At 68.0% G+C, this 10813-nt stretch carries 6 protein-coding genes; 4 read left to right on the forward strand and 2 right to left on the reverse strand.

What is annotated here, in order from left to right:
- The first annotated feature begins 67 nt into the window (after nt 1-67).
- Both AS93_RS0111280 and AS93_RS0111285 read left to right on the forward strand, forming a co-directional pair.
- Nucleotides 68-2671, forward strand: coding sequence for a LuxR C-terminal-related transcriptional regulator (locus AS93_RS0111280; protein ID WP_155956143.1), 2604 nt, complete (start codon nt 68-70; stop codon nt 2669-2671).
- Nucleotides 2672-2793: 122 nt separating this feature from the next.
- On the forward strand, nt 2794-5541 hold the full coding sequence (locus AS93_RS0111285; protein WP_027590716.1) for a peroxidase family protein: 2748 nt from the start codon (nt 2794-2796) through the stop codon (nt 5539-5541).
- A 305-nt stretch (nt 5542-5846) separates the two neighbouring features.
- On the opposite strand, the gene gspD is transcribed toward AS93_RS0111285, so the two are convergent.
- A complete protein-coding gene (gene gspD, locus AS93_RS0111290) occupies nt 5847-7769 on the reverse strand; it encodes a type II secretion system secretin GspD (RefSeq protein ID WP_027590717.1) in 1923 nt (640 codons plus the stop codon).
- A 3-nt stretch (nt 7770-7772) separates the two neighbouring features.
- Entirely contained in the window at nt 7773-8438 is a 666-nt protein-coding gene (locus tag AS93_RS19225; RefSeq protein ID WP_051587448.1) for a type II secretion system protein N, read from the reverse strand.
- 170 nt (nt 8439-8608) lie between these two features.
- Here AS93_RS19225 and gspE point away from each other — a divergent pair, with 170 nt between their 5' ends.
- Nucleotides 8609-10093, forward strand: coding sequence for a type II secretion system ATPase GspE (gene gspE / locus AS93_RS0111300; RefSeq protein WP_027590718.1), 1485 nt, complete (start codon nt 8609-8611; stop codon nt 10091-10093).
- Nucleotides 10094-10096: 3 nt separating this feature from the next.
- Nucleotides 10097-10813 (forward strand): type II secretion system F family protein (locus tag AS93_RS0111305; protein WP_027590719.1); only part of this gene is annotated, 717 nt, incomplete at its 3' end.

Below are 10813 nucleotides of genomic sequence, written 5' to 3' on the forward strand. Positions count from 1 at the left end.
CGATATCACCTGCGACCCGCGAAGGTAGCTTCGGCTTGCGGCGGCGCGCGTCCCTCGGAGTGTCTGCATGGAACGCCATGACGGGGCCGCAGGAAGCGCGCCATTGATATTCCGCGAGCGTCTCGTCCTGCTGCTGGAACAGGGCAGGCGGGTGCCGCTGACCCTGATGCTGGCACCGCCCGGCGCCGGCAAGACCACCGCGCTGCGGCAGTGGCTCGAGGGCCCGGGCGACGTGCGCAAGATCTACCACCCCGTTCCCCGGCGCGACGACGAGCCACGGCGCTTCTTCCGCGGCCTGCTCGAAGCGCTGGAGCGACAGGTCGAGGGCTTGGCCGTTGGCGGAATGATCGGGCGCGTACTGCGCTTGGCGCCGGCCGCACTGGGGGAGTGGCTGGCGGTGCGCCTGGCGCGTAGTCCCGAGCCCCTGTGTCTGATCCTCGACGACTTTCAGCACATCGGCGACGCTGACGTCCTGGCCGGACTGGCGGCCTTGCTGGAGCGTCTGCCCAGCCACGTGCGGGTGCTGATCGCCAGCCAGGTGCGGCCGGATCTGCCCCTGGTGCGCCTGCAGGTGACCAACCGCGTGCAGCTTGTCGACGCCGCCGACCTGGGCTTCTCGGCAGAGGAGGTGTGCGAGCTGCATGAGCGGCTGGGCGGCAGCCGGCTGGACGAGCAGGCGCTCGCCAGCCTGCTGGCAATCACCGAGGGCTGGGCCACCGGCGTCGCGTTGGCATTACGCCTGCGTGCCCTGCAGGGCGATGCTGTGCCGGCGCGCTTCGATGGCAGCCATGCGGGCATCGCCGCGTTCTTCGACCAGGAAGTGCTGCGCGGCCTCCCGGACAGCTGTCGCCAGTTGTTGATCACCTCGGCGGTGTTCGAGCGTTTCGACGGCCCCGCCTGCGATGCCGTGCTGGGCTCCCAGGGTGCCGCCCGGCAGCTGGAACGCCTGGCGGTACGTCAGCTGTTCCTGCTGCCGCTGCCCGAGCCCGGCTGGTACCGCCATCACGCGCTGCTGCGCGATTTTCTCGCCGGCCGCCTGGCCATCGAACAGCCTGAACGGGTCGGCGACCTGCATGGCCGCGCCGCGGCCCATTTCCTGCGCAGAGGCGAATATGAACAGGCCGTGAGGCATGCCTGGCAGAGCGCCGATGACGCGCTGTTCCAGTCCGTGCTGAGCGCCTGTTGCGGGGCCTGGCTGGCCAGCGGCGAGTTCGCCGCCATCATCCACTGGCTGGGGCGGCTCCCCGAAGAGCGGCTGCGCGGCGACCCGCGCCTGCTGCTGTGCCTGGTGGAGGCACTGACCCTGTCGAGGCGTTTCCACCAGGCCAGCCACCACCTCGCCCAGGCGTGCGCGCTGTCCGCCGATCCGGCCAGCCTGCGCTGCCTGGCCTTCTACCTGCAGCTGTTCCAGCAGGACCGCCACTTCGTGCCCGAGCCCAACTGGGAACGCCTGACCGACACCGAACAGCCGTTGGCCATCCGCGCCCGCGCCCTGGTGATAGGCGCCTATCACCATTTGCTCGGCGGCCGGCTGGCGCGCGCGTTGCGTTTCGCCGTGCAGGGCAAGGAGCTGCTGGCCGAAGCCGGACTGGCGTTCCTGGAAAGCTACGCCGATCTGGTGATCGCCCTCTGCCACCGCCAGGCCGGTCGGGTTGCCCAGGTGCGCCGCGAGGTCAGTGCGGATTTCCAGCGCACCGATCCCTCTCGGCCGGCCTGGGTCAACCGGGCCACGGCCATGGTGGTGGCGCTGTATGAGCAGAATCGCCTGGAGGCCGCCGAACCGCTGTGCGAACAGCTGCTGGCGCGGGTCAGCGCGTCGTCGGCGACCGAGGCCATCGCCACGGTCTATCTCACCCTGTCGCGGCTACTGTTCCGCCGCCAGGCCCACGAGCGGGCGAGCCGTCTGCTGGAGCAACTGGCGGGCCTGCTGCAACTGGGGCAGTACACGCGTTTTTCCAGCCAGTTGATCCAGGAGCAGGCACGCCAGGCCTGGCTGTCCGGGCGCACGGCGCTGCTGGAAAGCCTGGTGCGCCGCTACCGGCTTGACGTGGCGCTGGCCGAGGGCAGCTGGGAGCGGGTGCGCGAGCATGACGAGTGCTGGGAGCGCCGCGGGCTCGCCGTGGTGTACTGGCTCCAGGCGCGCGGCCAGCACGGCCGCGCCGAGCGGGTGCTGCGGGTGCTGCTGGAAGCGCTGCGGCGTGGCGAGCTGCGGGCGCGGCAGCTGATCGTCGAGGCCAACCTGCTGACGCTGCTGGCGCGCCAGCACGACGACGCCGAACAGTTGAGTGCGCTGGTGCGCCTGGTCGAGGAGTACGGGCTGGTCACCATCAACCGCTCGGTGTTCGACGAGGCGCCGGGGTTCGGCGAAGGGGTGTTCGGGCTGCTCGATGCGACCGGGCTGGACATCCCCGAACGCTATCGGCAGCTGTTCGGCGAGTTCCTGGCCCCCCGGCCGCCGGCGCAGCGGCCCTGGCTGACCGGCCTGCTCACCGGCAAGGAAGTGGAGATCTTCGACTGCCTGCTGCAGGGGCTCTCCAACACCGAGATCAGCGTGCGGACCGGCATTGCCCTGTCCACTACCAAGTGGCACCTGAAGAACATCTACGCGAAGCTCAACGTGGCCAACCGCACCGAGGCGATCCTCTGTGCGCGGCCGCGCTCCGTTTCCTGACGAGCTGCAGGCCCATGCGCCCTTTCCCCTCCCTGGGGAGGGGGGCAGCCCCTGGCCTCCCTTCCTAAGCTGGTGCCGCCGAACCGCTCGGCACCACACAATAAAAACAAGGGAGATACTGCATGTCCGTCTGGGTAACATGGCCAGCCCTCACCAAGCTGGGAACGCTAGGCATCTTCGCAGGCCTGATCACGCTCGCGATGGAGCGCGAGGCGCTGTTCGAAAACAACCTCATCGACGTAGAAAACTACGAGCGCCACAACGCCGATATCACCTGCGACCCGCGAAGCGAGATCGCACGTACCGAAGACGGCACCTGTAACATCCTGTCCAACCCATCCGAAGGTTCCGTGTACATGCGCTTCAGCCGTAACGTCGGCCTGAGCGCGGCACACGCCGAAACCGACACGCTGCTGACACCCAACCCGCGAGAGGTCAGTAACGTCCTGATGGCGCGCGACGAGTTCAAGCCCGCGCCCAGCCTCAACTTCATCGCCGCTGCATGGATCCAGTTCATGATCCACGACTGGTTCGACCACGGCCCGAACGCCGAAGCCGATCCGATTCAGATTCCGCTGCCGGCCGGCGACCCGCTCGGCTCCGGCACCATGTCGGTACGCCGTACCCAGGCCGACCCTAGCCGCACCCCGGATGAAGCCGCCCTGCCGCAGACCTTCCGTAACCACAACACCCACTGGTGGGACGGTTCGCAACTCTACGGCAGCAGCAAGGAAGCCAGTGACAAGGTCCGTTCCTTCGTGGATGGCAAGCTGAAGATCGATGCCAACAACCGCCTGCCCCGCGAGTTCGTCAGCGGCAAGCCGGTCACCGGCTTCAACGAGAACTGGTGGCTGGGCCTGAGCATGTTGCACCAGCTATTCACCCTGGAGCACAACGCCATCGCCGACCGGCTGAAGGCCCGCTACCCGGACAAGGATGACCAGTGGCTGTACGACAAGGCCCGTCTGATCAACTCCGCGCTGATGGCCAAGATCCACACCGTGGAATGGACGCCGGCGGTGATCGCCAACCCGGTGACCGAGCGCGCCATGTACTCCAACTGGTGGGGCCTGCTGGGCCAGGGCGGCCCGCGTAGCGATTTCCAGGAGGAAGTCCGCAAGCTGCGTGAGGATCTGGCCAAGTCCGACTCCTTCATCACGCGTATCCTGGGCTTTGACCCGAACCTTTCCGACGGCGTGGGCAACAGCGCCATCGACCACGCTCTGACCGGCATCGTGGGCTCGGCCGCCACCAACAACTACGGCGTGCCGTTCAGCCTGTCGGAGGAATTCGTCGCGGTTTACCGCATGCACCCGCTGATGCGCGACAACATCGAGGTGTATGACATCGGTTCGAACCTGGTTTCGCGCACCATTCCGCTGCAGAACGCCATCGACCGCGAGGCTGAGAACCTGCTGGCCGCCGAGCGTCCGGAGCGCCTCTGGTACTCCTTCGGCATCACCAACCCCGGCTCGCTCACCCTCAACAACTACCCGGGTTTCCTGCGCGACCTGTCCCTGCCGCTGGTAGGCAACGTCGACATGGCGACCATCGATGTGCTGCGTGACCGGGAGCGCGGCGTGCCGCGCTACAACGAGTTCCGCCGCCAGATTGGCCTGAATCCGATCACCAAGTTCGAGGACCTGACCAAGGATCCGGAAACCCTGGCCAACCTGAAACGCCTGTACAACAACGATATCGAGCAGATCGATGCATTGGTCGGCCAACTGGCCGAAACCGTGCGCCCGGATGGCTTCGCCTTTGGTGAAACCGCCTTCCAGATCTTCATCTCCGCAGCCTCGCGCCGCCTGATGGCTGACCGCTTCTACACCCAGGACTACCGCCCCGAGGTCTACACCCAGGAAGGTATCGACTGGGTCGAGCACACCACCATGGTGGACGTCCTGAAGCGCCACAATCCCCAGCTCAACAGCAGCCTGGTGGGCGTTGAGAACGCGTTCAAGCCCTGGGGCCTGAACATCCCGGCGGACTACGAGAGCTGGCCGGCGGCCAACAAGATGGAGAACCTCTGGGTCAACGGCGCCCTGCGTACCCAGTACCAGGACGGCGAACTGCCCCCGCTGGTGCCGGTCGATGTCGGCGGCCTGATCGGCTCCATCCTCTGGGACAAGGTGAAGAAAAATAGCGACGTCGCGCCGGTCGGCTACTCCAAACCGATCCACCCGCATGGGGTGATGGCCAAGGTGCGTTTCGTGCCGACTGCCAACAACGGCTATACCGGCCTGTTCGCCAGCGGTTCAGACCATAGCCTGCTGCGCCTCTCCGTTACCGGCGATCCGGCCGATCGCGGCTTCGCGCCTGGCCTGGCCTGGAAAGCCTTCGTGGATGGCCAGCCGTCGAAGAACGTCTCGGCGCTGTACACCCTGTCCGGCCAGGGCGGCAACTACAACTTCTTCGCCAACGAGCTCTCGCAGTTCGTTCAGACCGAGGCGAACGAAACCCTGGGCACCACGATCCTGTTCTCGGCGGTCACCCTGAAGCCGACCCTGCTGCGGGTCGACGACATGGCCAAGGTCAAGCAGGACGGCAGCGCTGTCAGCAGCCCCAAGGCGCCGACGCAGATCTACTTCGTGCCGCGCGCCGAGGTGAAGTCGCGATTCGCCAGCACGCCGCACGATTTCCGCGAGGATCTGCTGAGCATCGAGGAAGGCACCAAGCTGTATGACGTGTACGCCACCTCGATGGAAATCAAGACCTCGATCCTGCCGTCGCTGAATCAGCGCTATGCCAACGAGCGCCGCAGCAGTGCGCGCAAGATCGGCGAAATCGAGCTGACCTCGCCCTTCATCGCCTCGGCCTTCGGCGACACCGGTGTGTTCTTCAAGCACCAGCGCCACGAAGACAAGTAACGCAACAGGCGGTACCACAAGCCCCGGCAATGCCGGGGCTTTCTTATGGGCGGCCTTTTTGGGTGAAACGCGCCGGCTGGCTACGCGGACTGGTAGGAGCGACTTCGGTCGCGAGTTCCTGGGCCGGGCTCCCACAGGAGCATCGCGGCTGAAGCCGCCTACAGACAGCGGAGCCAGGCGAAGCACCCCAACCTGGCCGGCTGCACGGATCCGTGGGAGCGACTTCAGTCGCGAGCTTCTGGCCTGGGCCCGCATAAGAGCATCGCGGCTGAAGCCGCGCCCAGCGGGCCTGGCGAGGTTTGCGGTTACTGCCGCAGGTCCACCGGCCGCTCGCCCAGGCCATCGAACAGCAGGTGCTCGCTGGGCGGCAGCACGGCGTTGCGGCCGTCGTTGCCCAGTACGCGGATATCGCCGTACTTGCGACCGGACAGCGCCGCCAGGCCGGCGGCATCGCGGACCACGCTGGGACGCAGGAACACCATCAGGTTGCGCTTGACATGCGTGTCCTTGGTGGAGCGGAACAGGCGGCCGAGCAGCGGGATGTCGCCGAGCAGCGGCACCTTGGATTCGCTGCGTGTCACGTCGTCCTGGATCAACCCGCCGAGCACCACCACCTGGCCGTCCTCGGCGAGGATGGTGCTCTTGATGGCGCGCTTGTTGGTGATCAGGTCGACCGCCCGCGCGGTCAGGCTGGCGCTGGGTGCGATGGAGGAAATTTCCTGCTCGATCTCCAGGCGCAGGGTGGCGCCTTCGTTGATGTGCGGCGTGACCTTGAGGGTGACGCCGATGTCCTGCCGCTCGATGGTGGTGAACGGATTACCGGCCCCGGAGGCATCGGTGGTGTAGGAACCGGTCTGGAAGGGCACGTTCTGGCCGACGAGGATTTCCGCGCGCTGGTTGTCCAGGGTCAGCAGGCTGGGCGTGGACAGCAGGTTGCTCTTGCTGTTCGACGACAGCGCGGTGATCAGCGCGCCGAAACTGTCGGTGCCCAGGCCGATGATGGCGCCGTCCGGCAGGCTCTCCGGCACGCTTTCATCCTGCAGGCTCTGCAGCAGGGAGCCGACCGACAGGCCGGTATTGGCGAAGTTCACTCCGCCGAGCCCGCCGGTGCTGCCGCGCGCATCGATGGCCCACTGCACGCCCAGGGCGTCGGCGATATCGCCGGACACCTCGACAATCGCCGCCTCCACCAGTACCTGGGCGCGCGGCACGTCGAGCTGGCGCACGACGTCCTCCAGGGTGTTCACGGTTTCCGGTTCGGCCAGCAGGATCAGTGCGTTGAGGCTTTCGTCGGCGCGGATCAGCATGTTGTTCGGGCGGCTGGCCGCCGCTGCGCCGCTGCCTTCCGGGCTGGCCATGCCTGCCGCCAGTTCGCCGAGGGTGGCGGCCAGGGTCTTGGCGTCGTTGTGGCGCAGACGAATCACCCGGGTGTTGGCCGAACGCACGCTGGGCGTGTCCAGCGCCCGGGCCATGGTGGCCAGCTTGGCGCGCGCGGCCGGCGGGCCCAGCAGGATCAGGCGGTTGGTTCGCCCGTCGGCGATCACCTGGGTGCCGCTGGCGCCGCCGGCCTGGCCCCGGGCGATGGCGGCGTTGAGGGTTTCCGCCGCGTCCATTACCCAGGCGTGCCGCAGGTTGAGCACGCTGTAGTCCTTCTCGTTCTTCTGGTCCAGCTGGCGGATCAGTTCCTCCAAGCGGGCGATGTTGGCGCGCCGGTCGCTGATGATCAGCGCGTTGCTGCTGGGCACGGCCGCCAGGTGGCCATACTGCGGCACCAGCGGGCGGATCAGCGGCAGCAGCTCGCTGGCAGCGTTGTGCTGCACCTGGATCAGGCGGGTCTCCAACTGGTCGGCCAGCGCCGCCGGCGCGCCGGCCTCGGCCTTGGCGTCGGCGTTGGGCACGATGCGCGCCTGGTCACCCTGGGGGATGACGGTAAAGCCGTGGGTGGACATCACCGAGAGAAACAGCTGGTAGGCCTCCCGGCTCGACAGGCGCGCCTGAGAGACCACGCTCACCTGGCCCTTCACGCGCGGGTCGACGATGAAGGTTTCCCCGGTGATCTCCGCCACCTGGTCGATGAACTCGCGGATGTCGGCATCCTTGAGGTTGATGGTCCAGTATTCGGCGGGCGGGCCATCCGCGACGGCGGCTGTCTGGGCCATGGCGGACAGGGAAAGGAACGAAGCCAGCAGCAGGCCGGCCAGGCGGAGGGCGAGGGGAGAGCGCGGCATCGGTCAGTCGCTTTGCGTGGGGGAGTCGGTAGGAGGCGGAAGCACATCAGCCTCGGCGGTGTTGCCCTGGATGCGCTGGCGCAGGGTGGCCATGCGTTCGCGCAGCTGTCTGAAGCGTTCTTCCTGCAGCATGGCCAGCTGTTCGCTGCTGGCGGCCGGGGCCTCAGCCGCTGCCGAGGCGGGAACGGCTGAGACGCCGCTGCCGGCCATCGCCTGTCGGCGGCGGGGGAAGGGCAGGGTTTCCAGTTTTCCGTTGCGGTCGATTTCCACCCGATCCGGGTAGACCGCATGCAGGCGCACGCCCGGCTCCAGCTGGCTGTTCACCGTCTGGCGCCGGGCCGGGCCGCCATCGCGCTGGATGATGGCGCGCGAGCGCGCCGGGTCCGGATGCACGAAGCTGCCATGCAGGGTCAGGCGCAGGGTGGTGGCGGGCGGCGCCACCGGTGCGGCGCGCGGCGGTAGGCCGAACAGGTTGGCCAGTTGTCGCGGCGCGACGCTGGTGATCGGCGCCTGCGGGCGGGGCAGTGCGACCACCGGCTCGCTGCGCAACAGGTTCAGCCAGGCGCTGCCGCGCCAGGCCAGATGAACGGCGGTGCCCAGCAGCAGGACGATGGCGAGCAGAAGCGGGGCCTGCAGCGACCACCAGTGCGCATTGCCGAATCGGGACAAGAAAGGCTCCCTGCACGTGTTCTTGTTATGGGTCCGTGGGTGGCGAATCGAGCATAGACGGCCGTCGTAGAGCGACAAGCCGAACTTTGGGCGAGTCGCACGGCGGTGCGCGAACGGGCGGCGAAAAATCGTCTAGAACCTATAGGCCATGCCTGTCGAGGGACCGACCGATGACCCAGCCCGCACCTTCGCCGCCGCGCCGGCTGCCGTTCAGTTATGCCCGCCGGCATGGGGTGCTGCTGCTGGAGGATCCGCAGCCCGCTTGCCTGGGGTTCCGTCCCGGTGTCGAGCCGCTCGCCCTGGCCGAGGCCCGGCGCTTCGCCGGTCGCCGCTTGCCGTTGCGCCCGCTGTCTGCCGAGGAATTCGAACGTCTGTTGGCCGGCACCTACCAGCAGGATGCCAACTCCATGCAGCTGGCCGAGGACCTGGGGGACAGCCTGGACCTGGCCGCCCTGGCCGAGCAGGTGCCGGAAACCGAGGACCTGCTGGAGCAGGAGGATGACGCGCCGATCATCCGCCTGATCAACGCCATTCTCGGCCAGGCAATCCGCGAGAACGCCTCGGACATCCACCTGGAAACCTTTGAGAAGCGCCTGGTGGTGCGCTTCCGTGTCGACGGCCTGCTGCGCGAGGTGCTGGAACCGAGACGCGAGCTGGCGGCGCTGCTGGTGTCGCGCATCAAGGTCATGGCGCGCCTGGACATCGCCGAGAAGCGCATCCCCCAGGACGGGCGCATCTCGCTGCGCATCGCCGGGCGCGAGGTGGACATCCGCGTGTCCACCCTGCCGTCGGCCAACGGCGAGCGGGTGGTGCTGCGTCTGCTCGACAAGCAGGCCGGGCGCCTGAGCCTGGCGCACCTGGGCATGAGCGAGCGCGACCGCCTGCGCATGGAGGAGACGGTGCGCAAGCCGCACGGCATCCTGCTGGTCACCGGCCCTACCGGCTCGGGCAAGACCACCACCCTGTACGCCAGCCTGGTCACCCTCAACGACCGCACGCGCAACATCCTCACCGTCGAGGACCCCATCGAATACCACCTGGAAGGCATCGGCCAGACCCAGGTGAATCCCAAGGTGGACATGACCTTCGCGCGCGGCCTGCGCGCCATCCTGCGCCAGGACCCGGATGTGGTGATGGTCGGCGAGATCCGCGACCGGGAAACCGCCGAGATCGCCGTACAGGCCTCGCTCACCGGCCACCTGGTGCTGTCCACGTTGCACACCAACAGCGCCGTGGGGGCGGTCAGCCGCCTGGTGGACATGGGCGTCGAGCCATTCCTGCTGGCCTCGTCGCTGCTCGGCGTGCTGGCCCAGCGCCTGGTGCGCGTGCTCTGCCCGGAATGCAAGGAAGCCATCACTGCCGACGAGTCGGCCTGCGCGCTGCTCGGCCTGGAGGCGCAGCAGGCACCGGTCATCTACCGCGCCTGCGGTTGCGCCGCCTGCAACCAGCAGGGCTATCGCGGGCGTACCGGCATCTACGAGCTGGTGGTGTTCGACGATGTCATGCGCACCCTGGTGCACAACGGCGCCGCCGAGCAGGAGCTGATTCGCCATGCCCGCCGGCTCGGGCCGGGCATTCGCGAGGACGGCCGGCGCAAGGTGCTCGAAGGCGTGACCACGCTGGAAGAGGTCCTGCGGGTGACCCGCGAGGAATAACCGATGGCCGCTTTCGAATACCTGGCCCTCGACACGCGGGGCCGTCAGCGCAAGGGCATCCTGGAAGCCGACAGCAGTCGCCAGGTGCGGCAGATGCTGCGCGAAAGGGAACTGGCGCCACTGGAGGTCAAGGCCGCGCGGGCCCGCGAGGCCAGCGGCAGCGGCTGGCAGCTGGTGCGTGGCCTGTCGGCGCGCGACCTGGCGCTGCTGACCCGCCAGTTGGCCACCCTGGTTCAGGCCGCGTTGCCGATCGAGGAAGCGCTCGGCGCGGCCGCCGCCCAGGCCGGCTCGGCGCGCATCCAGGCCATGCTGCTGGCGGTGCGCGCCCGGGTGCTGGAGGGCCATAGCCTGGCGGAAGGTCTGAAAGCCTTTCCGGCCGCCTTCCCCGAGCTGTATCGCGCCACGGTGGCCGCCGGCGAGCACGCCGGCCATCTCGGGCCGGTGCTCGAGCGTCTGGCCGACTACACCGAGCAGCGTCAGCAGTCGCGACAGAAGATCCAGTTGGCGCTGCTGTATCCGCTGATCCTGCTGATCGCCTCGCTGGCCATCGTGGGTTTCCTGCTGGGTTACGTGGTGCCGGACGTGGTGCGCGTGTTCATCGATTCCGGGCAGACGCTGCCGGCGCTGACCCGTGGGCTGATCGCGGTCAGCGACGCGGTGCGCGCCTGGGGCTGGCTGGCGCTGCCGCTGCTGTGCGGCGCGCTGTTTGCGGCGCGCCGG

This window comes from Pseudomonas sp. RL, assembly GCF_000647775.1.
Classification (GTDB): Bacteria; Pseudomonadota; Gammaproteobacteria; order Pseudomonadales; family Pseudomonadaceae; genus Serpens; species Serpens flexibilis.

Excerpts from the sequence above, each read along its gene's own strand:
- AS93_RS0111285 (WP_027590716.1), top strand. The coding sequence starts at position 2,794 with ATGTCCGTCTGGGTAACATGGCCAGCCCTCACCAAGCTGGGAACGCTA.
- AS93_RS0111280 (WP_155956143.1), top strand. The coding sequence starts at position 68 with ATGGAACGCCATGACGGGGCCGCAGGAAGCGCGCCATTGATATTCCGC.
- gspD (WP_027590717.1), bottom strand. The coding sequence starts at position 7,769 with ATGCCGCGCTCTCCCCTCGCCCTCCGCCTGGCCGGCCTGCTGCTGGCT.
- gspE (WP_027590718.1), top strand. The coding sequence starts at position 8,609 with ATGACCCAGCCCGCACCTTCGCCGCCGCGCCGGCTGCCGTTCAGTTAT.